We start from the raw sequence: 25,826 nt of genomic DNA on the forward strand, positions 1-25,826 counted from the left end.
CGATGTCCATCGCCATTCCGTCCTTCAAGGTCGAAACCCGAAGCGGAACCTCATCGCTTGCGGCTTTGGCGGCAGTCGCCGGCCTCGCCCTTGCGATTGCAGCTCCCCTCATCGTGTCCCGCGGCGTCGTGCAGGATCTCTTCTTCATCCTGACCATGCTCGTGCTGGCGCAGAACTGGAACCTGCTTGCCGGCTATGCCGGGCTGATCTCGGTCGGCCAACAGGTTTTCGTCGGGTTCGGCGCCTATGCGATGTTCGGTGCGGTCATTCTGGCGGGCGTCGATCCCATCGTTGCGATCCTGATTGCCGGCACTCTTTCGGCGCTTCTCGCCATTCCGACTGCCTTTTTCACCTTCCGGCTGCAGGGGCCCTATTTCGCCATCGGCACCTGGGTGGTGGCCGAGGTAGTGCGGCTGCTGCTCGCACAGTGGAAGGCGCTCGGCGGGGGCACCGGCACGTCGCTGCCGCGCGAGGCGACGAAGGACATGGCAGGCGTCGATATCGTGCGCAACCTCTTCGGCATGAAGGCGGCCGCGGCCAGCGATGCCCTCACCTATTGGATTGCGCTCCTCCTGGCGCTCGCGACCATCGGCTTCATCTACCGCCTGCTGCGAAGCAAGCAGGGGCTCGGTCTTGCGGCCGTGCGCGACAACGAGCAGGCCGCCCGGGCCCTCGGCGTCGACGCCCGCCGCATGAAGGCTCTGGTCTACGTGGCGACGGCCTTCGTCACAGGACTGGCCGGTGCGCTGATCTACGTGCAGAAAGCGCGTATTTCGCCGGACGCGGCTTTTTCCGTCACCGACTGGACGGCCTACGTCATCTTCATCGTGGTGATCGGCGGGATCGGCACCATCGAAGGGCCGATCGTCGGCGTGGTGCTTTTTTTCCTGCTGCAAAAGCTCTTCGCCGATTTTGGCTCCTGGTACCTGCTGGTCCTTGGCCTCATCGGCATCCTCGTCATGCTCTTTTCGCCGCGCGGTCTCTGGGGCCTGTTCTCCGATCGCACCGGTATCCAGCTCTTTCCGGTCCGTCGCAAGTTGATCGGCGGACCACTCGCACACATGCCAAAGGGAGGACCAAATGGCTGATATCACAACCGACGTACTCATCATCGGCACGGGGCCGGCCGGTTCCGCCACGGCCGCCCTGCTTTCGAGCTACGGCATAGAAAACATGGTGATCAACCGCTATCGCTGGCTGGCGAACACGCCACGCGCCCATATCACCAACCAGCGCACGATGGAGGTCCTGCGCGATCTCGGCCGGGACGTGGAAGACGAAGTCTATATGTTCGCCGCCGAACAGGACCTGATGGGCGAGAACGTCTTTTGTACCTCGCTTGCGGGCGAAGAGATCGGACGCATGAAAAGCTGGGGCAAGCACCCGGTCTCGCGCGCCGAACACCAGCTATCCTCGCCGAGCCACATGAACGATCTGCCCCAGACTTTCATGGAGCCGCTCCTGTTCAAGACGGCTTGCTCGCGCGGTACCCAGGCGCGGATGTCGACGGAGTATGTCAGCCATGTGCAGGACGGCGAAGGCGTTACCACGACGTGTCTCGACCGGTTGACCGGCAAGGAAATCACCGTTCGCTCGAAGTATCTGATCGGCGCTGACGGCGGCAATTCGAAGGTCGCGGAGCATGCCGGGCTCACCTTCGAGGGCCGGATGGGCGTTGCCGGCTCAATGAACATCCTGTTTGAGGCCGACCTGTCGCGTTATGTCGCCCATCGTCCTTCGGTGCTCTACTGGGTGCTGCAACCGGGGGCCGACGTCGGCGGTATCGGCATGGGCCTCGTGCGCATGGTCCGCCCCTGGAACGAGTGGCTGATCGTCTGGGGATACGACATCAACCAGCCGGCACCGGCCGTTGACGAAGCCCATGCGAAGAAGGTGGTGCGCGACCTGGTCGGCGTGCAAGATCTGGACGTCACGATCAAGCAGGTCTCGACCTGGACGGTCAACAACATGTATGCGACGACGATGTCGAACGGACGCGTCTTCTGCATGGGCGATGCCACGCACCGCCATCCGCCATCGAACGGGCTCGGCTCCAACACCTCGATCCAAGATGCCTTCAACCTTGCCTGGAAACTCGCCTTTGTGCTGAAGGGCCAGGCGAGCGAAAAGCTGCTTGATACCTACACAACGGAGCGAGCGCCGGTCGCCAAGCAGATCGTCAGCCGCGCCAACAAGTCGATTGAAGAGTTCGGCCCGATCTTCAAGGCGCTCGGCCTGCTCGATTCCATCGATCCGGTGAAGATGCAGCAGAACATGGATGGGCGCTGCCGCGATACGCCGGCAGCGGAAGAACAGCGCTCCGCCATCCGCAAGGCGATCGCCGCCAAGGTCTACGAGTTCGACGCTCACGGTGTCGAGATGAACCAGCGCTATCGTTCGGATGCGATCGTCACCGACGGTCAACCCGAACCGGCCTTTGCAAAGGACCCGGAACTGCATTTCCAGCAGACCACCTGGCCGGGGGCCCGACTGCCGCATGCATGGGTTTTCTCTGGCGATGGGAAGAAGGCCTCGACGCTCGATCTCTCCGGCCACGGCCGGTTCACCGTCCTGACCGGGATCGGCGGACAGGGGTGGATCGAAGCGGCGAAGGTCGTCGGCCATGAGCTTGGTGTCGATATCGCGGCCCACGCCATCGGCGCGCGGCAGCAGTGGGATGATTTCACCGGCGACTGGGCCGGGCTGAGCGAAGTGCGTGACAGCGGCATCGTTCTCGTGCGTCCTGACCATCACGTCTGCTGGCGCTCGGAGGCGCAGTCGGCAGATCCCGTTGCAGACCTTCGTCGGGTCATGACATCAGTGCTTGGGAGGTGATCCATGGAAGCGCATGAGAAAGGCTTCTTCACCGAAGAAAACTCGATTGAGGTCGTCACGGGTCGCAACAAAAATGCCACGGACGAACGACTGAAACAGATCATGGAAGTCGTGACGCGCAAGCTGCACGAAGCGGTGAGGGAAATCGAGCCGACGCAGGAGGAGTGGATGGAGGCGATCCTCTTCCTCACACGCACCGGACAGATGTGCAACGAATGGCGGCAAGAGTTCATCCTTTTGTCCGACACTCTGGGCGTCTCGATGCTGGTTGACGCAATCAACAATCGCAAGCCGTCGGGTGCCTCCGAAAGCACCGTGCTGGGCCCGTTTCATGTCCAGGACGCGCCGGAGCTCGAGATGGGCGCAAACATCTGTCTCGACCAGAAGGGCGAGCACATGGTGGTCGGCGGTCGCATCCTCGATACCGAGGGCAGGCCCATTGCTGACGCAGTGATCGATGTCTGGCAGGCCAATGACGAAGGCTTCTATGACGTTCAGCAGAAGGGCATCCAGCCGGAGTTCAACTTGCGCGGCGTCTTCCGCACCGGGCCAGACGGCGAATATTGGTTCCGGGCGGTAAAGCCGAAATACTACCCGATCCCGAACGACGGTCCGGTCGGCCGGATGCTGGAGCATCTCGGGCGTCACCCCAACCGCCCGGCCCATCTCCACTACATCATCAAGGCCGACGGGTACGAGACGCTCATCACCCACATCTTCGATCCGGATGATCCGTATATCCATTCGGATGCGGTGTTCGGAGTGAAGCAAAGCTTACTTGCGACTTTCCGGCGCGTTGAGGACCCGGGCCGCGCCGCGGATTACGGATTTTCGGGTCGCTTCTGGGAAGTGAACCACGACTTCGTGCTGGCACGGTCAAAGGGCGCCAACTGATCCGGTTCAGAGGTCATTGCCTGGCAGCGGCACGCCAAAAAAGCAATCGCCGCTCAGGCCGCAGCTCGCCATTCTGCTGCAAGACCACGTCCAGCATTGCTAGCGTGCGTGCCTTCGACGTGGAAGAAGGAGGAGGCAGGAAGGTTATTCCCTTGCCTCCTTCGGATCCTCAGATGAAATATCTGGTGCGGTCACCCCGAAGGGACGGACCGCCAGGAGCGACGAGGCGAAGTCAGCAGGAGACATTCAGTGAAAGAGCAACTTGCCATCATTCAGGCGCTTGGCGTTCGATCGGAATTCGATGCGCTGAGCGAAATCCGCACGCGGATTGAATTCCTGAAGGCCTATCTCGTGCAAGGCGGACAGCGCGCCTACGTGCTCGGGATCAGCGGTGGGGTCGATTCCCTGACGGCCGGGCTTCTCGCCCAGCGCGCCGTTCAGGAGTTACGCGAAAGCGGCTATTCGGCGACGTTCATTGCCGTCCGGCTTCCCTATGGCGTGCAAGCGGATGAACACGATGCGGCCGCAGCTGTCGCTGCGATCCGCCCGGACCGTGTCATCACCGTGGATATAAAACCGGCGGCCGATAGCCTCATGGACGCAATCCTTGCCGGTGGCGTTGACCCGGCCCCGCGTCACCATTTCATCCTCGGTAACGTGAAGGCGCGGCAGAGGATGGTCGCGCAATATGCAATCGCCGGGGCATCGTCGGGTCTCGTCATCGGCACGGACCACGCTGCTGAGGCGCTCATGGGCTTCTACACGAAATTCGGTGATGGCGCAGCGGACATTCTCCCTCTCGCCGGTCTGAACAAGCGCCGCGTTCGCGCCTTGGCCTCGAAACTGGGGGCGCCGGAACAGCTCGTCTGGAAAACTCCCACCGCTGACCTTGAATCGGATGCACCTCTGCGACCGGACGAGGATGCTTACGGCGTGACATACGACCAGATCGACGACTTTCTCGAAGGCAGAACTGTCGAGCCGGCTGCGGCTGAACGCATACTCTCAACCTATCGCGCCAGCGCACATAAGCGCGCCCTTCCCGTCGTCCCCACGGACCATCACCCGGTCTTGCACGCCACGACTGCATGATATCTGCGGGTCGGCAAATCCTTGGTCCATTCCGGTGCGAGGCCCGCGCAGACAAGCGACACCAGCAAAAAGGTGTCATCACAGCCGTGAGCGCTGTTGCCGGGAGGACTATGCATCAGGGGCTGCTTCCGCTTTGCGCCAATAGTGGACAGGATCGTCGGGAGCAATTGACATATCCAATATATCCATTATTCTGGATACATGGATAATATTACTGCAATAGCGGCGCTTGCCGCACTGGCCCAGTCTACCAGGCTCGAGACATTCCGGCTTCTCGTCCGACACGAACCGGATGGCGTGCCTGCCGGCGAACTTGCCCGCCTTCTCGACGTCCCGCAGAATACCATGTCGGCGCACCTCGCAACGCTGTCGCGCGCGGGCCTCGTGACAAGCGAACGGCAGAGCCGCTCGATCATCTATCGAGCCGACCTACACGGCCTGCGAAACCTGACCCTCTTCCTGTTGAAAGACTGCTGTGGCGGCTCGACCGAACTCTGTGCGCCGCTGATCGCCGAACTTACGCCCTGCTGCGGACCCGAGGTGAAGCTGTCATGAGCGACGTCAGACTGGAGCCAGTCCCGGGAAGCGATCCCGGACTGACGCTGGCGCTATCGGCCTCCGGTCTTCCGATCGAGGACCTCGGAGAGCCGGGACGCTCGTTCTTCAGGGCGGTTTCCTCCGATGGCGGCACAATTGGCTACGCTGGCATCGAGACGTGCGGCGATGCCGTCCTCCTCAGGTCGATGGTCATCTTGCCCGAGCATCGTGGAAAGTCATTCGGCAGATCGCTGATCAAGGAAACCCTGAAAGCCGTCAAAGAAAGCTCGGCAGTCTTCCTGGCTACGACGACCGCCGCGCCGTTCTTCGAAAGCCTCGGCTTCGTTGCGGTCGAGCGCGCCGACGCGCCGTCCGCCGTTCTCGCAACCCGTCAGCTTTCGGGCATTTGCCCGGCATCGGCCACGATCATGAAACTCAGCAATCCTCCGACCTAACCACGGACAACGACCATGACCGACAAGACCTACAACGTGCTCTTCCTGTGCACGGGCAATTCCGCACGTTCCATACTCGCCGAATCCATCCTCAATAAAGAGGGCGGAGGACGGTTCAGGGCATTCTCCGCAGGCAGCCAGCCCAAAGGCGAGATCAATCCGCATGCCCTGAAGGAACTGCAAGCACTCGGCTATCCGGCGACTGGCTTCTCCTCCAAGAGTTGGGACGTGTTTGCCGAGCCTGGTGCGCCCGAAATGGACTTTATCTTCACCGTCTGCGACAGCGCACACGGCGAGGCCTGCCCGGTATGGATCGGACATCCGATGACCGCGCATTGGGGTGTCGAAGACCCGGCCGCCGTTGTTGGCACCGAGGTCGAAATCCAGCGCGCCTTCGCGCAAGCCGCCCGCTTCCTCAAGAACCGGATCATGGTGTTCGTCAGCCTCCCACTGGCATCGATCGATCACCTGGCGCTCGAAACGAAGCTCAGCCAGATCGGCGCGATGGAAGGTTCGACGGCAAGCCAAGGAAAGTGCGCTAATGTCGACGTTTGAACGCTACCTGACCATCTGGGTCTTTCTCTGCATCGTCGTCGGCGTCGCCCTCGGTCATCTGATGCCCGGTGTTTTCCAGGCCATCGGCGCGGCGGAGATCGCCAAGGTGAATTTGCCCGTCGCCATCCTGATCTGGCTGATGATCATCCCGATGCTCATCAAGATCGACTTCCGCTCGCTGGCGCAGGTGAGCACCTATTGGCGCGGAATCGGCGTGACCCTGTTCATCAACTGGGCGGTAAAGCCGTTCTCCATGGCGCTGCTGGGATGGCTGTTTATCGGATGGCTGTTCCGTCCCTATCTGCCCGCCGATCAGATCGACTCCTACATCGCCGGCCTGATCATCCTTGCGGCCGCGCCCTGTACCGCGATGGTGTTCGTCTGGAGCAATCTGACGCGCGGCGAGCCGCTGTTCACGCTTTCCCAGGTCGCGCTCAACGATGCGATCATGGTTGTCGCCTTCGCGCCGATCGTCGGGCTCCTGCTCGGGCTGTCGGCCATCACCGTACCGTGGGACACGCTCGTTCTATCGGTCGTCCTCTATATCGTGGTCCCGGTCATCATCGCGCAGGTTCTGAGAGGTCGACTAACGGTTGACGGCACGACCAGGGCGCTGGACGTCATGCTGGGGAAGCTGCAGCCGCTTTCGCTTGTCGCGCTGCTGGCGACGCTCGTCCTCCTCTTCGGCTTCCAGGGTGAGCAGATCATCGCCCAGCCGACGATCATCGCGCTGCTGGCCGTCCCCATCCTCATCCAGGTCTATTTCAACTCGGGGCTGGCCTATGTCTTGAACCGGATGTCGGGCGAGCGCCATTGCGTCGCCGGACCTTCGGCACTGATCGGGGCCAGCAATTTCTTCGAACTCGCGGTCGCGGCCGCAATCAGCCTGTTCGGCTTCCAGTCCGGCGCAGCGCTGGCGACGGTCGTCGGCGTGCTCATCGAGGTTCCCGTGATGCTCACGGTCGTCTGGGCCGTGAACCGCACCAAGGGCTGGTACGAGGCAGCACCCGCCGTCTCCCGGAACACCATTACCGAAAGGACATGACAATGGACGTCACCATCTATCATAACCCGGCCTGCGGCACGTCCCGCAACACGCTGGAGATGATCCGCGCAGCCGGGATCGAACCGACGGTCATCGATTATCTCCAGTCTCCGCCTTCGCGCGAGGAACTGGCAAGGATGATCTCTGACGCCGGGCTGACCGTCCGGCAGGCGATCCGCGAGAAAGGTACGCCTTACGTCGAGCTGGGTCTCGACGATCCGAATCTGACGGACGACCAGTTGCTCGATGCCATGCTCAAGGATCCGATCCTCATTAACCGGCCGTTCGTCGTCTCGCCGCTCGGCACAAGGCTCGCGCGCCCCTCGGAGGTCGTTCTCGACATCCTGCCGGATGCCTTCAAGGGAGCCTTCTTCAAGGAAGACGGCGAACAGGTCCTCGATCAGGAGGGAAAGCGCATTGTCTGAGACCTTTCCCGCATTGCAGTCGCCGCATCTTCGCCAGCCTGACCTCGACGCGTTGCGTCCCGCCTTTTCGATGCACAAGCCGCGCATCCTGATCCTCTACGGCTCGCTCAGGGAGGTATCGTACAGCCGGCTGCTCGCGCACGAAGCCAGACGACTTCTCGAGCGTTCGGGGTGCGAGGTGCGCATGTTCGATCCGAGAGGATTGCCGCTTCCCGACGCGGCTCCGGCCAGCCATCCGAAAGTGCAGGAACTGCGCGAGCTGTCGCAATGGTCCGAAGGCCAGGTCTGGGTCAGCCCCGAGCGCCATGGCGCGATGACGGGCATCATGAAGGCTCAGATCGACTGGATTCCCCTGTCGCTCGGATCGATCCGTCCGACGCAGGGAAAGACGCTCGCGATCATGGAGGTTTCCGGGGGTAGCCAATCCTTCAACGCTCTGAACCAGATGCGCGTCCTCGGCCGCTGGATGCGGATGATCACGATCCCGAACCAGTCGTCCGTCGCCAAGGCCTACCAGGAGTTCGATGCGGACGGCAGGATGAAGCCGTCTTCCTACTACGACCGCGTCGTGGACGTGTGCGAAGAGCTGGTCAAGTTCACGCTGCTGACGAGGGACGCTTCCGCCTACCTGACCGACCGCTACAGCGAACGGAAGGAAGACGCTGCCGAACTTGAAAAGCGGGTGTCGTTGAGGTCGATTTAGTCACTCAGTCTTCGTGGGGCTGCGCGTAGAGACGGCCACTGCGACGAATGCAGCGATACCGAGCGTACCAAGCATGGCATTGACGAACAGCGCCGCGGCGATGCCGAGATTCTCCATCGCCGTGGCGAACGCGAAGGGGGCGGCGGCACCCACTGCCAGTCTGGCCGCAGCCATCTTTCCTGTAATCGCTCCGTAGCCTGCGGACCCGAACAGATAGAGTGGCAGGCTCCCCTGAGCGATGCTGTTGATTCCGGACCCAAGGCCAAGACAGACGGCGAAAGCCACCGCGCCTGGCAACCAATCACCCGACACCCCGAGTAATACCGCACCGAGGACCATGAGCGCCGCAGAGACGATCGCAAGCGCGGGCGGCGACAGGCCCTTTCCGAAGGCCATGTTGATCAGGCGGCTCATGACCTGTGCCGGGCCGAACAGCGATCCGATCACGACCGCCGCACTGCCGAGTCCGATCGCGCCCAGCATCGGCACCATGTGGGCGAGTATTGCCGCGAGAGTGAACCCCGAAAGCGAGAAGGCAATGGAGACCAGCAACATCCCGCGGCGGCGCGCTTGCGGCTCAAGTGCGCCGACGACGACTTCGCGGGTTCTTGTCTCATCCAGTTTGGAACCGACCCTTCCGGCACGCATGATCCAGTAGTGAAGTGGCATGCAGATGAGAAGATTGAGCGCCGCGAACACCAGATAGATTTCCCGCCAGGACAGGTACCTGATCAGTGTCGCGGCGATCGGCCAGAAGATGGTCGAAGCAAAGCCGCCGATCAGTGTGAGATAGGTGATGCTGCGGGAGGCTGAACGGGGTTCGCTCTCGACCAGCGTCGCGAAGGCTGCCTGGTACTGGACCATGCCGGAGGACACCTCCAGCAGGATTATTGCAAGGGCAAAGAGCGCTACGGACGGCGACCACGCGCAAAGCGCCAGGGTGAACGCCGCAAGGGTCGAACCAGCCGTCATCACCGTCGCCGCGCCGACCTTGTCCATATGTCTGCCGATGAACGGAGCGGAAAGACCTCCAATGAACAGGGAGACCGAGAAGACGGCGAAGACCCGTTCCAGGCTGATGCCCAGGTCCTTGGCCATTCCTGGCGCCAGGATGCTGAAGGCATAATAGAGAGTGCCGTAGCCAATAATCTGCGTGACACCGAGAGCGGAGACGATGCCCGCAGGAACCTTGTTCGTATGCAATGACGTATTCCTCGGCGCTCTACGCTTCGCTTGGGCAGCAACGAGCGGATCGCTCGACCGAGCCGCGGATTTCGGGATGTCCTGCGCAGCAGTCCTCCATCAGGAACGTCACCAGGTCAGCCAGCGTGTCATAACTTGCGCTGTAGACGATCGAACGCGACTCGCGGCGCTGGGAGATGAGGCCGGAGCGTTCGAGTTCCTTGAGGTGAAACGAGACGTTCGATGGAGAAACGCCCATGCGCTCCGCAATCGCGCCTGCGGCCAGGCCCTCAGGGCCGGCGACGACCAGCGTTCTTACGATGGCGAGCCGGGTCTCCTGGGAAAGTGCCGCAAAGGACGCGAGGGCTTGACGATCATCCATATTTCAATAATCCTTGAATCATTGAAATCGAGGATAGACGCAAATGAGCAGGATCGACAATAGCCATTCCAACAAAACTGACATCTCGCTCGGAGAGTTGCTTGAAAGGATCGCTGTCGCCGCGGACCTCCCACTGGTGTTCGCCTACGACGGAAAGCCCGTAAAGGCCGGCTACCATGTAACTGAGGTCAAGGCTGGCCAGTTCTCCGCGCTCGATTGCGGCGCTAACCCGGAGGCCTGGTCTGAAATCTTCGTGCAGTTGTGGGACATCGAAGAGGGCGAACGGACCCATATGACGGCCGGCAAATTTTCGGCCATTGTCCGCAAGGTTTCCGAGCACGTCCGTCTTGACGGTTCCGCCAAGCTGACCTTCGAAGTGAGCGATGGAGTCCGCCCGATGCAGTTGTTCTGCGCAAACGATCCTGTCGCGGAAGACGGTGCTCTCCACGTCAGTTTGACGCCCCGCCCCGCGAGCTGCAAGCCTCGAGACCGGTGGCTGGCTGAACACGCGTCCAATGAAAAGCGGTGCTGCGCCTAGTGGGTCAAGGCATATTCGCGAAGGGTCGGATGATCCAATCTCTGCTCTTGATGGAGGCGCCGGCCATCACCTGCACGGCCGTTTCCCCCATGCGGTAACCGCCAGCGCTCACCTCGCACGCCGTTTCCAATTCGAAGATAAGAACCGGAGTTTGGCGCCCGGCAAGCTCACATATCCCTTTCATCAGGTCATCGAGCGGTTTCGATGGTCGCCCGATTTTGAAAAGAGGATATTTCCATGAGCAACGAAGAAGACAACAAGGCCGTCGTCGTTCGCTGGTTCACCGAATTCTGGGGCAAGGACGCCAATCTTGCTGTTATCGATGACATCGCGGCGCCCGATATGCTCCTGCAATATTCCCTGCACGAACCGCGCCGTGGCCGCGAAGACATCAAGGCGTTCATGACCGACTTTCGCGCCGCGTTCCCCGATCTCAACTTCTGGGGCACCGCTGACTTGATTGCCGAGGGCGACTATGTGGTCGGCCAGTGGGAAGGCGGCGGCACCCACACGGGTCCGGCTTTCGACGACTTCCTGCTCGGCGGCGTACCTGCGGCGACCGGCCGCAAGATGCACTTTACCGGCAAGACTGTTCTGAAGGTGGTCGACGGCATGATCGTCGAAGAGCATGGCCTCGACGACGGTCTGACCGCGATGATGCAGCTTGGGCTGATCCGGAAGGCCTGATCGAAGCCATCGAGGCTCGCACAGCTCCCCGTGCGAGCCTCGATGGCATGTTTCATCGCCCCGCTCGAAGCTACGCGTGCGGCCTAGCCTCAAAACGCTCACCTGCTCGCGCTGGTTGCCTGTGCACTGAAGGTGCGTGCCCCCGGGAACCCGGCGACCCCCTGCGCAAGTTTCGGGTGGGTTTTGTTCGATTCGAGAGCAAGGATCGGAGTGTGACCAGCGCGGATCGGAGGCACGATCGAGCCAGAACAAATCCGAGTAGAAGACCATGGACATGAACATCCGGCCCGCACCAACCCTTCACACCTCACCTCCTTTCGTGGGGGACGACCCCCGCTGGGCGCGGATCGTAGCGCGCGACAAGTCTGCCGACGGTCGTTTCTGGTATTCCGTCTCGACAACTGGCATCTATTGCAGGCCCTCCTGCCCGTCACGCACGGCAAATCCGAAGAACGTCGCGCTGCACGATACGCTCGAAAGCGCACGGGCAACCGGTTTTCGTCCGTGCCGACGTTGCAACCCCGATGGCCCTTCGCTCGAATGCGAGAATGCCGCGCTCATCGCTAAGGCCTGCCGCATCATCGAGGAAAGCGAGGAGGAACCGTCGCTGGAAGAGTTGTCGGCTACTGTCGACCGCAGTCCGAGCTATTTCCATCGTATGTTCAAGACGTCGACGGGGCTGACCCCGAAGGCCTATGCCACCGGCCACCGCGCGAAGAAAGTGCGTGCGGGCCTCGAAACCGGCACGAGCGTCACCGAGGCGATGTATGACGCCGGCTTCAATTCCAGCGGCCGCTTCTACGAAAAGTCGACCGGTATGCTCGGCATGACGCCGACACAGTACCGTGCGGGTGGCGCCAACGAGGAGATCAAGTTTGCGGTCGGCCAGTCCTATCTCGGCGCAATCCTCGTGGCGTCCAGCACGAAAGGCGTCGCGTCGATCCTGCTCGGAGACGATCCGGACGAGCTGGTTCGCGATCTTCAGGATCGTTTTCCGAAGGCGCGCCTGATCGGCATAGACCGCGAATACGAGGCTCTGATCGCCCGCGTTTGTGGCTTCGTCGAAAACCCCAGCGTCGGCCTCGATCTGCCGCTCGACGTCCGCGGCACGGCGTTCCAGCGCCGGGTATGGCAGGTCCTACAGGAGATCCCTGTCGGCGCGCGTGTGTCCTATTCTGAAATCGCCCGACGTATCGGCTCGCCGAGCGCCACGCGGGCAGTCGCCGGAGCATGCGCCGCAAACAATATCGCAGTCGCCATTCCCTGCCATCGCGTTGTGCGCAACGACGGCGCGCTTTCCGGTTATGCCTGGGGCGTCGAACGCAAGCGCGCCCTGCTCGATCGGGAATCGCCTCAGACCGCATGACGTCACGGCCGCAACCGCCGCTCCGCCGCGGCCACATCCTGACCACCAACAACCGGCCGCGCTTCGCGATCGCCGACGAACGCAAGGCGTCCACATGAATTTGCCTTCTCGCTACGATGAAGCTGTCGCCTTCCTCTCCAGCCATGACGACGACTGGGCCAGATTGATCGAACTGGTCGGCCCTTGCCGACACGATCCCAAGGCCGCCCGCGAACCATACGAGGCGCTCATTCGCGCGATTGCCTACCAGCAGCTGACGGCCAAAGCTGGCGACGCCATCATTGGACGCCTCAAGGGGCTCTTGGATGACCGCGATTTTCCAAGCCCGGAAGACCTCATCGCGGCCGAGTTCGACCAACTTCGGACCTGCGGCTTCTCGGCCAGCAAGATCGCCACCATCAAGGCGATCGCCCAGGGAACGTTGGATGGCCTGATCCCCACCCGCAACATCGCCGCCACCATGGACGACGAGGCGCTGATCGACCGCATGGTCGGCATCAAGGGCATCGGCCGTTGGACCGTCGAAATGCTGCTGATGTATTCTCTGGAGCGGATGGATATCCTGCCCGTCGATGACTTCGGTGTCCGCGAAGGCTACCGCGTCCTCAAATCGCTGCCTGAGCAACCGAAACCGAAACAGTTGCGCGAGCTCTCGAAGGCCTGGTCGCCCCATCGCACGGTCGCGGCCTGGTATCTGTGGCGCATCCCGCGCGAGCGCGGAAACGTGTTGAAGTAAATACGGCTCCGGAAAGTACATCATGCCCCTTCAAAACCGCGTCACGCCCTTCGGTGATATCGTCGCCATTACTCAGCGCGGGCTGTTTACCGGCAATCGCGGCATCATCCACGATCCGGCAACGAAGACATTGCTGGCCAGGCGCTGAGCAACAAAAACCTGGCTCGTCTGCGCCTGCGAATTCAGGGGTTGGCGCCGGGACGTGATGGCGCGCCGGAGCTGGACGGAGCTGTTTTTCCTCGACGAGGCCGTGGCGTTCGCCGCCGGCCATCGTCCCTGCTTCCTCTGCCGGCGCGAAGCCGCGGAACGCTTCCGGGCCTGCTGGGCGTCGGCGAAGAAAGAGGCGCCTCCTTCGGCTACGCATATGGATTCCGTACTGCATGCCGAGCGCCTCGATCGCGGCCACAAGCGCTTGCATCCGATCGCCCTTCTGTTGTCCGACCTGCCTGACGGCGCGGTCGTTGTGGCCAAGGATGAGGCTTACACGCTGCGCGCCGGCCTCGCGTATCGCTGGGCCAATGACGGCTACGACAGGCCCAAAATCCTCCACGACGCCGATTGGCTCCTGACACCACCATCGACGGTCATGGCGCTCCTTGCAGGCTACCGGCCCGCCTTTCACCCATCGATCATCACCATACGCAATAGGCCCGAAGATGCCCGATCTGTTTGACATGCTTGCCCCCGCCGATCCCGCAACCGAGATCATGGCGGAGGGGGCCATGCTGCTTCGCGGCGCAGCACTTCCCTATGAAAAGGATCTGCTCGCCGCGCTCGGCCACATCACCAGCCAGTCGCCATTCCGACATATGGTCACACCGGGCGGCTTCACCATGTCGGTGGCGATGACGAATTGCGGCACGGCCGGCTGGGTCACGGATCGTACCGGCTATCGATACGATCGCAACGATCCGGAAACAGGCCGTCCCTGGCCGGCCATGCCGGAATGCTTCCTCGATCTGGCTGTCGAGGCGGCGACACGGGCGGGCTATCCGGACTTCCGCCCTGACGCCTGCCTGATCAACCGCTACGAGCCGGGCGCCCGCCTCTCGCTGCACCAGGACAGAAACGAACGCGACTTCGCCAATCCGATCGTGTCGGTCTCGCTCGGCCTGCCGGCGACTTTCCAGTTCGGCGGCCTGAAGCGGAATGATCCTGTGAAGAAGTACGCGCTGCGACATGGCGACGTGGCGGTCTGGGGCGGCCCGTCGCGGCTCTTCTATCACGGCGTGCCCGAATTGAAGGATGGCGTCCATGAGACTGTCGGACGGATGCGCATCAATCTCACTTTCCGGGGAGCGTTATAACTCATCTTTCTTCAGTTTGATGACAACAAACGGAGTGCCGCCAGAACGAACCCATGGCCAAGTGTGTAGTTAGTCGGAAAGTCGATATGCGATTTTCGGATTTTCGCGATCCGACGCGCAACGGCTAAGACAAGGAACCGACGCTGATGTTTTCGCGGGGCGGATTCGACGCCAAGGCAAGCCGGCGCAAACTGCCCGGAACCCAGGACGCGATTGACATGCTCGCTACTCCAGGCGACCCGGATAAGGCGCTGGTGATGAAGTATGTCGGCCAACTCGTGGCCGCCGGCTATGCCGAGCTGGAGATGTGCGACCACGGCGAGGTCGAAGCCCGCCTCACCTCCGGCGAGACCTATCTTCTCGCAGAAACCACCATCCTCAGACTCGCCTGATCGGCCTTGCCCGGCATTCTTCATTCTCTTGCATCAGCGCGAGCAGAGTTTCGATTTGAAAGCAAGGATCGGAGTTCGGCAGCATGACCGGAAAAGTAGTCTCGATCGTGAGGACAGAACAAGGAGCTACGACGATGAACCTCATTATCAAGACTGACGCGCTGCGGCCGCAATCGCCGCAGAATTCCCCTTCGACGGCCGCCGGCGTTCTCTCCTACGCGGTCGCCGACTGCGAACTCGGCAAGGTGCTGGTCGCGCGCAGCGCCAAGCGCGTATGCGCGATCCTGCTCGGCGACAACGCCGAAGAGCTGGAGGCGGATCTTGCCGATCGCTTCCCGCACTCCACGCTAATCGCGCGCGAAACTATGGTGAAGAACGACGTTGCGAAAGTCCTGCGCTTTATCGCCAAGCCATCCGGCGGCCTTCAGCTGACGCTCGACATGCACGGCACGCCGTTTCAGCGCCACGTCTGGGAAAAGCTGAAGGCCATCGCCGTCGGCCGGACGGTGAGCTACACCGAACTCGCCAAGTGGATTGGTCCGCTCGCGAACCCGCGCGCCGTCGCCGGCGCCTGCGCCGCCAACCCCATTGCGCTCGCCATTCCGTGCTACCGGGTCGTGCGTACCAACGGCGACCTCGCCAGCTATCGCTGGGGCCTTGAGCGCAAACGCACCCTCATAGAGAAGGAAACCACGGTATGAACAAGACTGCGATCGACATGGTCCCGGCCTCTGCGGATGCGTCCGCGGCGGCACGGATTGCTGCCTATGACTGGAAGGCGCTCGCCGGCGAGCTCGACGGCTTCGGCTGCGCCGTCCTTCCCCAACTTCTGACACCCGAGGAATGCAGCAGCGTCGCGTCGCTCTACGTCGACGAAAGCCATTTCCGCAGCCATATCATCATGGCGCGGCACGGCTTCGGAAGGGGCGAGTATCGCTATTTCAAATATCCGCTGCCCGATCTCATCGGCGGTATCCGCACGGCGCTCTACCCGCGCCTTGCCGATGTCGCCAACGTGTGGAACGAACGGATGGGACTGGACCAGAGGTTTCCCGGCGAGCATGCCGCATTCCTCAAGCAATGCCACGATGCCGGCCAGACCCGGCCGACGCCGCTGCTGCTGCAATATGTTGCCGGCGACTTCAACTGCCTTCACCAGGACCTTTACGGCGATCTCGCTTTCCCGATCCAGGTGGCGATCCTGCTCTCCGAGCCGGGCCGCGACTTCACAGGTGGCGAATTTGCACTGACCGAACAGCGGCCGCGCATGCAAAGCCGCGTCGAGGTCGTGCCGCTCAGACAGGGCGACGCCGTCGCCTTCGCCGTCCACAATCGTCCGGTCCAGGGAACGAAGGGAAACTACCGCGTGAACCTGCGCCACGGTGTCAGCCGCGTCCGATCCGGCATGCGTCACACCGTCGGGATCATTTTCCACGACGCGCGATGAACCCGCGATGCCGGCGCCGCAGTTTTCGCAGCGCCGGCCGCCCTTTCGGAGCCCCTGGCCTGCAGCCAGAGCGGACCGCCGCAACTACCACCCGGGATAAAGCGCATAGAGCCGAGCCCAATCCTCAAACGCGCCGTTGGCGCGCAGGCAGGCAATCGCCTCGGCGGCGTGCCAGGTGCAAGGCACCCGCCGCAGCCAGACATTGTCCTTCCCTGCCCTATGGAGCCATCGGATCGAGGCGGCCATCATTTGCCTGACATCCGGCATCACGCGATAGTCGGCCCGCCATAGCTCCATGCCGGACGGGTCCACTTTGTCTCGATGGTAGTCGTAGCCGGTCGGCCGGATCGCATGATGGTAGGGTGCGTGCCCGTCATCGCGAAACAGAGCGCTAAGCTCGTAGAGAGCGATCACATGGCGCAAATGATGGTCGAACGGCTTCGACGCGCCCGCCACGGGCCGCAGGAGATCGACCCCGAGCATGTCAGAGAGCCGGTCGATGTCTTTTTCATCCAGCTCAAGCCGCGCCCCCACCAGCCGCGTCAACCTGTAGCCTGGGAATTGCCGACGGGCCGCATCTACGGAATCGATCGACAGCCTGATGACCTGCAGCGGCTCGGCGATACGCCCGCACGGCGAGACCGCGGAACGAACATCTGACATCTCATTCCTCCGTGGCGCGCTGCTCGCGGGTCAGAAGAGCACGCTTGCGGCGGACACCCCATCGATAACCGGAAATCGAGCCATCCTTCTTGATGACGCGATGGCACGGCACGATCACGGCGATCGGGTTGTTGGCGATCGCAGCCGCTACATCCCGCGGATCACGCGAACCGACCTTGGCCGCGAGCGCCCCATAATTCGTGGTCTGGCCAGCAGGAATTTCCCGCAACATGAACCAGACCTGGACCTCATACGGCGTCCCACGCTGATCGAGTGGCAGATCGCAAACCTTGGCCGGATCGTCGATCGCGCCGGCCACGGTTTCGATCACGTCGGCAAGTTCGTGCTGGGCGCGTTCAAGCTCGGCTTCCGGAAATCGGATACTCAACGCATCCTCCATCGCGGTGCGCATCGAGCTGAATTCAAGCACCACAATCCCTTTGTTCGACATGGCGACAACAAAGTCGCCGAGGGAACTGGCGCCCCATGCAAATCGAATAGTTTCACGCATCGTCTTACCTTCTTCATTCGTTGTGAAACGAGTTTAGAAGCTGATGCATTGCGCCACTCTCCGGTCTTTGCTTTCAAATCGAAATGCTGGTCGTCAGCGTCTCGTCCGGTGTGAACGGCCAATTTCGATTTGAAAGCAGTTTTCGGAGCGCATGTGCCCGAGAAGCAGCCGTATCGTCGTTGGCAATCCGACGGAGCTGCAAATGGACGCCTCTAATATCCACGATGCGCAGGAGCTTGGTTGGCAACAAATCGCCGCCGCCCGCCGTCAGTGTGAAACCGTGCGTGTGGCGCCTGCGACAATCCCACGGCCCTGAGGACCATCAGCGCGGCCTGAAGGCCGCTGCCGCATCACGACGGAGGGTCGAGCCATGATGACATTGCTACGAGGTTTGCATTCCATCGCCGCTCAGCGCGGCGACGGTCTGCGTCCGGAATTACTCCGGATGATCACGCCGTCACCGGCTTGGCCCGGGGACGAGCGTATGGGCAATGCGGCGTGCGGCCAGGACACCGACGGCAAGCCCGCCGATGTGATGGAACAGCCCACTCGATCTGCCGAGGTCGTGCCGATGCCCCTGCGAAAGCGCGGCAATATTCGCTAGACTGCGCGAAGGATAGATGTTTTTTTCGAACCCCAGAATATTGGTGCCGCGCCTTCAGGCCGCCTTGTCGCGGCCAATCGCCAGGACCTTGTCCCAGATTCGCTCAGGCCGGGGAATCTCGAGGTCGAAAACGGTCTCAAACGTGTCCGCGAGATGGTCCGCGCTTGTGATGCGATGTTCGCGAACGCTGCCCGGCGTGACCGTGCGCAAGCAATCATTCTGCAGGGCGACATAACCGTCCGCGGTATGACGCAGCACTGCCAGCGCGTTTGTGAATGGCGACCCGGGGTCCCGCATCAGCCACGAATGCGTGGCGGCCATGGCGGCCTCGCAGCTGTAATCGGCACGGAAATCGAAGCTGTGTGCGATGCCGTGCACATGGTTTTTGAAGCGCAACCAGCCATCCTCCGCCGGCATGATCGAAAAATTGAAGCCGCGCTGGCTGAACGGTCCGACAGCAATCGGCACGGGTTCGACGATGGCGTCGGCCACGCCGACCTCGGCAAGATAGGGGCGGTCGAGATTGACACGCAGGGTCAGATGATTGCCGATGGAGATGTTGCCCAGCCTTTCGCGGTCGACGGCACCGCAAAGACGGGTTACCCGGAAACCGAGCGCGTCAAGTGCTGCGCCGAAGAGACCGTTCATCTCGTAACACCAGCCGCCGCGCCTGCCCTCCACCATCTTGGCGAAGGCGGATGCCGGAGTGATTGAGGACGGCCATCCCATGAAGGCATCCAGCGCCTCCCAGGTGAAGGTCATGAGGTGAGCGCGGTGAAGTTTCGACAGGCCTTGAAGGTCGAGAGAAACTGGCCGGTCTACCCGGATCCTCGCGAGATAGGCGTCCAACTGGCCGGCGGTCAGGCTCATTCCGATTTCGTGTGAAGGCGCGTGTGTCATCCTTCGGTCTCCTTTCGATGGACCGTTGTCGAGTTTGTCGGCACTACGTTTGGGGCGGTCTGCCGCCGGATCAGGCGACCTTGCGACTGCCCTCGGGCAGGAAGGTCAGGCCGAAACCCATCGCGATTGAGGCGATCTCCTCGGGCGTTTCGGGCTTGCAGAGGTCGATGATTGGAAAGAAATTCTCGAACCTGCCCGGCGTCACGACGACCATGAGGCGGCCTTCCGTCTCTCCGATGTTCCGGAAGCGATGCGGCACGCCGCGCGGCAGTGCGATGCAGCCCCCCTCCGCCAACTCGACATAGTCGCCGCCACACCAGAAGCCGAAGCAACCGGACAGGACGCGGAAGAACTCGTCCTCGCGCTCGTGCACATGAAGCGGCGAGCCTTCCCCGGGCGGCACGATGGCCTCGAGCATGCCCAGCGCGCCGCCTGTGTTGTCGGCCATCATGCGTATCACGTGGTTGCCGAACGCCGCTGCCGGCATTCCATGTCCCGGCGGCGATACCGCCGCGTAAGTGAATGTCTTCATGTCGGGTCTCCTTCTGCTTGAGGACACCCATCGATTACTTTGTGCTTCGTCTCATGATAAGAGCGATGACTTGGCATCATTGAACGGATAATCGCGCTCATGAAATCGCTGGATCCGCTTGACGGGATTGCCGCCTTTCTGACGGTTTCCACCCACCTCAGCTTTACCAAGGCTGCGGACGAACTGGGCATGTCGCGCGCGACGGTGGGGGCCCAGGTCAGGCAGCTCGAGGATCGCCTCGGCATCCGCCTCTTTCAGAGATCGACGCGCAAGATCGTTCTTACCGAGGCGGGCGCCGCTTACCGTGAAGCGCTTTCGGGCATCCTGCCGCAGATAAGGGAGGCGGAACGGACGGCAACCTCGTTCCAGAAGGAAGCCGTTGGGCGGTTGCGGGTGTCAGCGCCGCCCGATCTCGGGCATCTGGTGATCGTGCCGGCAGTTTCGGAGTTCCTCAAGCTCAACCCGGCTGTGTCCATCGAACTGGACCTGTCGCATCGGGCCGTAAACCTGGTCGAGGATGGCTTCGACCTTGCAATCCGAGGGCGCCTCGAAGTCGACATCAATCTCATCACTCGGCAACTGGCGACATCGTCACTCGTGATTTCCGCGTCACCCGCCTATCTAGCCGAGCATGATGCACCGAAGACGCCGCACGACCTGGCACACCACTTCTGTCTCCACTTCGCCGAATTGCGATGGGGGCGGATCTGGCCGTTCAGAAGGAACGATGAGGAGTTTCGCATTCCCATCGTGCCCCGGCTGGAGCTTAATCACAGCCTTGGCCTGCGCGACGCCGCCTTGCTGGGAGTCGGTATCGTCCTCCTGCCCGACTTTATCGTTAGCGAAGACCTCAGGCAGGGCCGGTTGGTACGTCTCCTCCCCGACTGGCATATCAGCACGATACAGTTGCAAGCGGTCTATCCGGCCAATCGCCATATCGCGGTAAAGGTCCGACGCTTCGTCTCGTTCCTGGCAGGCAAACTGCGGACGTAGACGAGGCGAAAGACGTCGGCGCCGATCTCGACAATTCTCGTTGAACGCGAGTTCGATCGGTCTTCGCGTTGCACGTTGGCCCAGCCTGGAATACAGTCCGGGCGCAGAACCTGCTTTTGCAAGATCGTTCCTTAAATGTCGCCAAGGGATTGTCCTTGAACTTAAATAGCAAAGACATGGCATGCGTGGGCGTCTGCTTCGGAACGCCTGAGGCCCCATGCTTGACCACTGTACCAATCCGCGACGCGACCTTTTCCGTGACCAGTATTTGCCGGGAACCCAAGGCCGATGAAGCAAGGGCCGATGAAGCAAACGACGTTCGGCTCCCTGCCTCCGAGTCCTATTTCCTCATGCTCTATCTGGAGGACGCCGAACACGCCGACATTCGGGCGGATGGCTCCTGCACTAAGGTTCGCCACTTCGCGCGCGGTACGATCTGCCTCGTGGATCTCGCGGACGGGGCGGCCATTCGCCTCAACAGTCGGCTGCGCTCGCTAGCCTTTGTGCTACCCAAAGCCCTTTTCAGCGAGACTGCGGAGCTATCGCCGGAAATCGGACGACGACGCCTGATCTGCCGTCGCGGCGAACCGGATTCGGTGCTTCGCAATCTCGGTACCGCGCTGCTTGCATTTTTTACCGGCACCGGAACGGCACCGGCGTCCCTGCGACCCGTGGCGGTCGCCATCTGCGCCCACCTCCTGCACCGGTATGGCGAGCCGATCGAGGGAAGCGCTGGTAAGGCGCAAGGGGCTCTTATGCGGGAGGAACCCGGAACCACGCAACGGCTAATCGCCACGCAAATCGGCAGGGCGAAATCACACCTTGCCATCCATGCCCTCTCGCTGGAGGACGTTGCGCATGCGTGCGGATTCGACGACCTCGGACATTTTGAGAGGGTATTTGTCGGTGAAACTGGCGTTACCCCTTCAGTTTGGCGGCGGCGAGGCCTCCATTAGTCCAATTGCTTCAACGAAGAAAGTTGGGCAATCTTTCGTTCGCCTGTTAGTTGGGAGTGCACGATGTACAGGGAGTCCGCCCCAGAAAAGCCCCAGGAGCCGGACGCCATACACCGATCGATCGTCGATGCGTCTCCCATCTCCATAATGCGGTTGAAGTCCGATCGGGAAGACTTAGCACCAAGCCCGGCCAACGCACGCGAGGACGCCTTCTGCATTATCACGCAATTGCGCGACTTTCGGTTACATCGGCTTTGGCGTGGTACGTCGCTAATTTTCGAAGGCGGCCACCCCGAGGGGGCGCTTGCCATCACGGACCTGCGCGAGGAATGGCGCTGCCATCATCTATCGCCCTTCGACAACGTGCGCTTCCGGATTCCCTTTCGGCATGTGCGCGACTTCGCCACCGAAATCGGGCGGCCCGACCTCACGGGCTTCGAATGCCCTCCTGGTACAGTCGACACCGTCATTCTCGGCCTCGCCCACGCGCTGCTGCCCGCGCTGGAGCGGCAAAAACAGGCCAGTCGGCTATTCATCGATCAAGTCACGCTCGCCATAATGACACATCTCGTGCAAAAATACGGCGGGTTGTATTTTCCGGGCGAGCGCAAGGGCACGCTGGCTCCCTGGCAGGAAAAGCACGCGTTGGAGTACCTGGCCGCGCAGCTCGACGGGCACCTATCGATGATGGAGCTCGCAAAAAGCTGCGAGCTGTCTCGGAGCTACTTTATACAAGCCTTCAAGGCGAGCTTCGGCCGCACACCACTACGCTGGCTCACCGAATACCGCATAGCCCGTGCCAAGGAATTGCTGCTCCAGGATCTGCCAATCGCCGAAATCGCCATTCGCTGTGGCTTTGCCGACCAAAGCCATCTGACCAGAAGCTTTTCCCTGATAGCGGGCATCACGCCTGCTCGTTTCAGGCGTGACCGGCGCACCTGAATCGGCCAAACGGGAGCGACCGTTGGCTGCATGGAACGGACGCCTTGTAAGGTAAGCACGATGAACAAGCCTCCGCCCCCGGCTCAACCTTGGCGGCGCAACCAGCGATAAGTTCAGGGAGAAACGTCCGGACGTCCACAGAGTTAGATTTCGCTGCTTAAACGTGAGAATCTTCAAAAGGCAGACATTCCCGACAAGAAACTGCAGTGGAATAAAAGCAATATTGGAGAAACAGTCCCGCAACCGGCAACTGATCTAGGAGAAGCCGATGATCCTGGCAGCTACGCCAACGTCCCGCAGCCTTCTGATCTCACCTACCTTAGCGCCGTCCACCCACTCGACAGCCAGTTCGTTGATCGCGTGACCTTGCGGGCAGCTTGGCGCCCCCTTCGCAGGTATTTTACCCGCTCCTTTCCCCTGACATTGGCGCCGTCATCTGCTGCGCGGCGGCATTTCGATCCTGCCATCTTCCTTCTGGGCCCCGCGACCACGTCAAGCGCAGGTATTCGGGCGCCGGGCAGCAACTCCATAGATAGGAACCAGCATAATGCCTACACGGCGCAATTTTCTCGGTGCAACCGCCGCCGCCCTAGCCTTGGGTAGGGCAACCGCGACACACGCCCAACAGACTGGAGACACCTCGATGACGCCCGACCTGATCCTGCACAACGGCCTTGTCACCACGCTCGACCGCAGCAACCCGACGGCAAGCGCCGTTGCCATCAAGGACGGAAAGTTCCTGGCCGTCGACGACGACCGGACGATCATGGCGCTGGCCGGCCCGGGCACCCGGGTGATCGACCTCAAGGGCAAGCGCGTGCTGCCGGGTCTCAACGACAACCACACCCACGTCGTGCGCGGCGGCCTCAACTTCAACATGGAACTGCGCTGGGACGGCGTGCGTTCGCTCGCCGATGCGATGGCGATGCTGAAGCGCCAGGTGGCGATCACGCCGGCGCCGCAATGGGTGCGGGTCGTCGGCGGGTTCACCGAACACCAGTTTACCGAAAAGCGGCTGCCGACGATCGATGAGATCAATACGGTCGCCCCGGATACGCCGGTGTTCCTGTTGCATCTCTATGACCGGGCGCTCTTGAATGGCGCCGCCCTCAGGGCGGTTGGCTATGGCAGGGACACGCCCAACCCGCCGGGCGGCGAGATCACCCGTGACGCCAACGGCAACCCGACCGGGCTGCTCTTGGCCAAGCCCAATGCCGGCATCCTCTATTCGACCTTGGCCAAGGGACCGAAACTGCCCTTCGACTACCAGGTCAACTCCACCCGCCACTTCATGCGCGAGCTCAACCGGCTCGGCGTCACCAGCGTCATCGACGCCGGCGGCGGCTTCCAGAACTATCCGGACGACTACGCCGTCATCCAGAAACTGTCGGACGACGATCAGCTGACCGTTCGCCTGGCCTACAACCTCTTCACCCAGAAACCGAAGGAAGAGAAGCAAGACTTCCTCAACTGGACCTCCTCGGTCAAATACAAGCAGGGCAACGACTACTTCCGCCACAATGGCGCCGGCGAGATGCTGGTGTTTTCGGCCGCCGACTTCGAGGACTTCCGCCAGCCGCGCCCGGAGATGGCGCCGGAGATGGAGGGCGAGCTCGAAGAGGTCGTCCGGGTGCTGGCCGAGAACCGCTGGCCCTGGCGGCTGCATGCGACCTATGACGAAACCATCAGCCGCGCGCTCGACGTCTTCGAGAAGGTCGACAAGGACATCCCGCTCGACGGCCTGAACTGGTTCTTCGACCATGCCGAGACGATCTCCGACCGCTCCATCGACCGGATCGCCGCGCTTGGCGGTGGCATCGCCACCCAGCATCGCATGGCCTATCAGGGCGAATATTTCGTCGAGCGCTACGGCCACGGGGTGGCGGAAGCGACGCCGCCGATCAGGCGCATGCTGGACAAGGGCGTCAACGTGTCCGCCGGTACCGATGCCACCCGCGTCGCCTCCTATAACCCTTGGGTCTCGCTGTCGTGGATGGTGACCGGCAAGACCATCGGCGGCCTGCAGCTCTATCCGCGCGCCAACTGCCTCGATCGCGAGACGGCGCTCCGGATGTGGACCGAGAAGGTGCAGTGGTTCTCGAACGACGAAGGCAAGAAGGGCCGGATCGAGACGGGGCAGTTTGCCGACCTGATCGTGCCGAACAAGGACTACTTCGCCTGCGCCGAGGACGAGATCTCGTTCCTGACCTCGGAGCTGACGATGGTCGGCGGCAAGGTCGTCTATGCGGCCGGCGACTTCGCTTCCCACGACGAGAACCCGGTGCCGCCGGCGATGCCCGACTGGTCGCCGGTTCGCACCTTCGGCGGTTATGCCGCCTGGGGCGAGCCCGATGGTGCCGGCAAGAACTCGCTCCGGCGCACGGCGATCACGTCCTGCGGCTGCGCCAGCAATTGCGGTCTGCATGGACACGACCATGCCGGCGCCTGGACGTCAAAGCTGCCGATCGCCGATCTCAAGGGCTTCTTCGGCGCACTCGGATGCTCATGCTGGGCCGTGTGAGACACACAGAACGCTCGATATCGGCAGTGACAACGCTTCCAAGGAACAAGAAATGAAAAACATGGCCAGAACTGGTGCGATAGCGGCAGTCTCAATCCTGATCGCCTCGTCGGCTGCTCTCGGCGATGACCGTGCCTCGTCAAAGGGCAAGGCCCGCCCCTCCTGGGTGAAGGTGGTTGTGAACCAGCCGTCGCCCAAGCGTGGCGCCTATTACAAGGGAGTATCCCGGACCACCTTCGGTAATCTCGAATGGCCGCAGACCCGATGAGGGACTAAAGTATCCCGCTTTCAAGCGGAATACTGGAAGCGGAAAGGCGCTCGGGAAACAAAGTGCCAGAGCCATCCGGCCAGCTTCCGGCGCGTTGTCGGGAGCTCTATGCGGAAGTCGATTTCGCGGTGTGGTGGGTGACCGGATCGGTATCTGGGCGGCGAAGACCACACCACCCGTGTGACCCCGTCACAAGGAGATGCGAAAGACCTTGGAGGGCGTCGCCTATTCCGATTGTTGCCAAAATCGCAATTCAATCGAAAGCATTATTGCAATTCAGCAGCACAACCCGGTCGGCTACACCTGTTCTCACCAAACCAGTTCACCCCAGACCGGCCAAGACCGGGCACCGACGCCC

Annotated in this window: 30 protein-coding genes and 1 pseudogene; 25 read left to right on the forward strand and 6 right to left on the reverse strand. The window is 61.8% G+C overall.

What is annotated here, in order from left to right; all coding sequences use genetic code 11:
• Nucleotides 1-2: 2 nt before the first annotated feature.
• From AC3WWH_RS24155 to arsH, 10 genes are all read left to right on the forward strand, one after another.
• The gene (locus AC3WWH_RS24155) at nt 3-1,088 is read left to right on the forward strand and encodes a branched-chain amino acid ABC transporter permease (protein WP_058322555.1); all 1,086 of its coding nucleotides are present in this window, start codon (nt 3-5) and stop codon (nt 1,086-1,088) included.
• Nucleotides 1,081-2,835, forward strand: a complete 1,755-nt coding sequence (locus AC3WWH_RS24160) for an FAD-dependent oxidoreductase (protein ID WP_058322556.1) — start codon at nt 1,081-1,083, stop codon at nt 2,833-2,835. The genes AC3WWH_RS24155 and AC3WWH_RS24160 overlap by 8 nt, the downstream gene beginning before the upstream one ends.
• A gap of 3 nt (nt 2,836-2,838) precedes the next feature.
• Nucleotides 2,839-3,729: an intradiol ring-cleavage dioxygenase gene (locus tag AC3WWH_RS24165; protein WP_492377297.1), complete on the forward strand. Its 891-nt coding sequence runs from the start codon at nt 2,839-2,841 to the stop codon at nt 3,727-3,729.
• 249 nt (nt 3,730-3,978) lie between these two features.
• Entirely contained in the window at nt 3,979-4,821 is an 843-nt protein-coding gene (gene nadE / locus AC3WWH_RS24170) for an NAD(+) synthase (protein WP_058322558.1), read from the forward strand.
• Between the two features lie 201 nt (nt 4,822-5,022).
• Nucleotides 5,023-5,376 carry an ArsR/SmtB family transcription factor gene (locus AC3WWH_RS24175; protein ID WP_110881662.1) on the forward strand — a complete coding sequence of 118 codons (354 nt, stop codon included), beginning with the start codon at nt 5,023-5,025 and terminating at the stop codon, nt 5,374-5,376.
• Complete coding sequence (gene arsN2, locus AC3WWH_RS24180; RefSeq protein ID WP_058322559.1) at nt 5,373-5,813, forward strand: arsenic resistance N-acetyltransferase ArsN2; 441 nt, start codon at nt 5,373-5,375, stop codon at nt 5,811-5,813. Before AC3WWH_RS24175 ends, arsN2 begins: the two co-directional genes overlap by 4 nt.
• Nucleotides 5,814-5,828: 15 nt before the next feature.
• Complete coding sequence (locus AC3WWH_RS24185; protein ID WP_113398826.1) at nt 5,829-6,368, forward strand: arsenate reductase ArsC; 540 nt, start codon at nt 5,829-5,831, stop codon at nt 6,366-6,368.
• The gene (gene arsB, locus AC3WWH_RS24190; protein WP_058322561.1) at nt 6,355-7,413 is read left to right on the forward strand and encodes an ACR3 family arsenite efflux transporter; all 1,059 of its coding nucleotides are present in this window, start codon (nt 6,355-6,357) and stop codon (nt 7,411-7,413) included. Before AC3WWH_RS24185 ends, arsB begins: the two co-directional genes overlap by 14 nt.
• Before the next feature lie 2 nt (nt 7,414-7,415).
• On the forward strand, nt 7,416-7,838 hold the full coding sequence (gene arsC, locus AC3WWH_RS24195; protein WP_058322562.1) for an arsenate reductase (glutaredoxin): 423 nt from the start codon (nt 7,416-7,418) through the stop codon (nt 7,836-7,838).
• Nucleotides 7,813-8,541: an arsenical resistance protein ArsH gene (gene arsH / locus AC3WWH_RS24200; RefSeq protein ID WP_162752533.1), complete on the forward strand. Its 729-nt coding sequence runs from the start codon at nt 7,813-7,815 to the stop codon at nt 8,539-8,541. Before arsC ends, arsH begins: the two co-directional genes overlap by 26 nt.
• Here arsH and arsK read toward each other — a convergent pair whose 3' ends face one another.
• Both arsK and AC3WWH_RS24210 read right to left on the reverse strand, forming a co-directional pair.
• Entirely contained in the window at nt 8,542-9,744 is a 1,203-nt protein-coding gene (arsK, locus tag AC3WWH_RS24205) for an arsenite efflux MFS transporter ArsK (RefSeq protein WP_058322564.1), read from the reverse strand.
• Nucleotides 9,745-9,763: 19 nt separating this feature from the next.
• The gene (locus AC3WWH_RS24210) at nt 9,764-10,105 is read right to left on the reverse strand and encodes an ArsR/SmtB family transcription factor (RefSeq protein ID WP_058322565.1); all 342 of its coding nucleotides are present in this window, start codon (nt 10,103-10,105) and stop codon (nt 9,764-9,766) included.
• A gap of 43 nt (nt 10,106-10,148) precedes the next feature.
• Here AC3WWH_RS24210 and AC3WWH_RS24215 point away from each other — a divergent pair, with 43 nt between their 5' ends.
• From AC3WWH_RS24215 to AC3WWH_RS24255, 9 genes and pseudogenes are all read left to right on the forward strand, one after another.
• Entirely contained in the window at nt 10,149-10,643 is a 495-nt protein-coding gene (locus AC3WWH_RS24215; protein WP_058322566.1) for a DUF6428 family protein, read from the forward strand.
• Nucleotides 10,644-10,880: 237 nt separating this feature from the next.
• On the forward strand, nt 10,881-11,330 hold the full coding sequence (locus AC3WWH_RS24220; RefSeq protein WP_440661825.1) for an ester cyclase: 450 nt from the start codon (nt 10,881-10,883) through the stop codon (nt 11,328-11,330).
• Between the two features lie 274 nt (nt 11,331-11,604).
• Nucleotides 11,605-12,696 (forward strand): bifunctional DNA-binding transcriptional regulator/O6-methylguanine-DNA methyltransferase Ada, encoded by a 1,092-nt coding sequence (gene ada / locus AC3WWH_RS24225; protein ID WP_492377298.1) that lies wholly within the window; start codon nt 11,605-11,607, stop codon nt 12,694-12,696.
• Nucleotides 12,697-12,790: 94 nt separating this feature from the next.
• Nucleotides 12,791-13,432 (forward strand): DNA-3-methyladenine glycosylase family protein, encoded by a 642-nt coding sequence (locus AC3WWH_RS24230; RefSeq protein ID WP_113398828.1) that lies wholly within the window; start codon nt 12,791-12,793, stop codon nt 13,430-13,432.
• 22 nt (nt 13,433-13,454) lie between these two features.
• Nucleotides 13,455-14,105 (forward strand): annotated as a pseudogene (locus AC3WWH_RS24235) (hypothetical protein).
• Nucleotides 14,089-14,739, forward strand: coding sequence for a DNA oxidative demethylase AlkB (alkB, locus tag AC3WWH_RS24240; RefSeq protein ID WP_058322570.1), 651 nt, complete (start codon nt 14,089-14,091; stop codon nt 14,737-14,739). The pseudogene AC3WWH_RS24235 and the gene alkB overlap by 17 nt, the downstream one beginning before the upstream one ends.
• 146 nt (nt 14,740-14,885) lie before the next feature.
• On the forward strand, nt 14,886-15,131 hold the full coding sequence (locus AC3WWH_RS24245) for a hypothetical protein (RefSeq protein ID WP_058322571.1): 246 nt from the start codon (nt 14,886-14,888) through the stop codon (nt 15,129-15,131).
• Nucleotides 15,132-15,265: 134 nt separating this feature from the next.
• Nucleotides 15,266-15,832 carry a methylated-DNA--[protein]-cysteine S-methyltransferase gene (locus AC3WWH_RS24250; RefSeq protein WP_082640831.1) on the forward strand — a complete coding sequence of 189 codons (567 nt, stop codon included), beginning with the start codon at nt 15,266-15,268 and terminating at the stop codon, nt 15,830-15,832.
• Nucleotides 15,829-16,578: a 2OG-Fe(II) oxygenase gene (locus tag AC3WWH_RS24255; RefSeq protein WP_112948626.1), complete on the forward strand. Its 750-nt coding sequence runs from the start codon at nt 15,829-15,831 to the stop codon at nt 16,576-16,578. The genes AC3WWH_RS24250 and AC3WWH_RS24255 overlap by 4 nt, the downstream gene beginning before the upstream one ends.
• An 84-nt stretch (nt 16,579-16,662) precedes the next feature.
• On the opposite strand, the gene AC3WWH_RS24260 is transcribed toward AC3WWH_RS24255, so the two are convergent.
• Nucleotides 16,663-17,241: a hypothetical protein gene (locus AC3WWH_RS24260; RefSeq protein ID WP_058322573.1), complete on the reverse strand. Its 579-nt coding sequence runs from the start codon at nt 17,239-17,241 to the stop codon at nt 16,663-16,665.
• 1 nt (nt 17,242) lies between these two features.
• Nucleotides 17,243-17,629, reverse strand: coding sequence for a methylated-DNA--[protein]-cysteine S-methyltransferase (locus AC3WWH_RS24265; protein ID WP_492377299.1), 387 nt, complete (start codon nt 17,627-17,629; stop codon nt 17,243-17,245).
• Nucleotides 17,630-18,122: 493 nt separating this feature from the next.
• Here AC3WWH_RS24265 and AC3WWH_RS24270 point away from each other — a divergent pair, with 493 nt between their 5' ends.
• Nucleotides 18,123-18,356 carry a hypothetical protein gene (locus AC3WWH_RS24270; RefSeq protein ID WP_058322575.1) on the forward strand — a complete coding sequence of 78 codons (234 nt, stop codon included), beginning with the start codon at nt 18,123-18,125 and terminating at the stop codon, nt 18,354-18,356.
• A gap of 54 nt (nt 18,357-18,410) precedes the next feature.
• On the opposite strand, the gene AC3WWH_RS24275 is transcribed toward AC3WWH_RS24270, so the two are convergent.
• A complete protein-coding gene (locus AC3WWH_RS24275; protein WP_245299143.1) occupies nt 18,411-19,226 on the reverse strand; it encodes an arylamine N-acetyltransferase family protein in 816 nt (271 codons plus the stop codon).
• A gap of 100 nt (nt 19,227-19,326) precedes the next feature.
• Entirely contained in the window at nt 19,327-19,788 is a 462-nt protein-coding gene (locus AC3WWH_RS24280) for a cupin domain-containing protein (RefSeq protein WP_058322577.1), read from the reverse strand.
• Between the two features lie 99 nt (nt 19,789-19,887).
• Here AC3WWH_RS24280 and AC3WWH_RS24285 point away from each other — a divergent pair, with 99 nt between their 5' ends.
• The 5 genes from AC3WWH_RS24285 to AC3WWH_RS24305 all read left to right on the forward strand — a co-directional run bounded on the left by AC3WWH_RS24285 (nt 19,888) and on the right by AC3WWH_RS24305 (nt 25,468).
• Nucleotides 19,888-20,781, forward strand: a complete 894-nt coding sequence (locus AC3WWH_RS24285) for a LysR family transcriptional regulator (protein ID WP_058322578.1) — start codon at nt 19,888-19,890, stop codon at nt 20,779-20,781.
• Nucleotides 20,782-21,038: 257 nt separating this feature from the next.
• Nucleotides 21,039-21,737, forward strand: a complete 699-nt coding sequence (locus AC3WWH_RS24290) for a helix-turn-helix domain-containing protein (protein ID WP_492377300.1) — start codon at nt 21,039-21,041, stop codon at nt 21,735-21,737.
• Nucleotides 21,738-21,800: 63 nt separating this feature from the next.
• A complete protein-coding gene (locus AC3WWH_RS24295) occupies nt 21,801-22,679 on the forward strand; it encodes a helix-turn-helix transcriptional regulator (protein WP_058322580.1) in 879 nt (292 codons plus the stop codon).
• 547 nt (nt 22,680-23,226) lie between these two features.
• Nucleotides 23,227-25,200, forward strand: coding sequence for an amidohydrolase (locus AC3WWH_RS24300; protein ID WP_492377301.1), 1,974 nt, complete (start codon nt 23,227-23,229; stop codon nt 25,198-25,200).
• A 52-nt stretch (nt 25,201-25,252) separates the two neighbouring features.
• A complete protein-coding gene (locus tag AC3WWH_RS24305) occupies nt 25,253-25,468 on the forward strand; it encodes a hypothetical protein (protein WP_058323173.1) in 216 nt (71 codons plus the stop codon).
• Nucleotides 25,469-25,826 lie beyond the last annotated feature (358 nt).

It is taken from the genome of Ensifer sp. EB106-03-01-XG145, assembly GCF_058792075.1.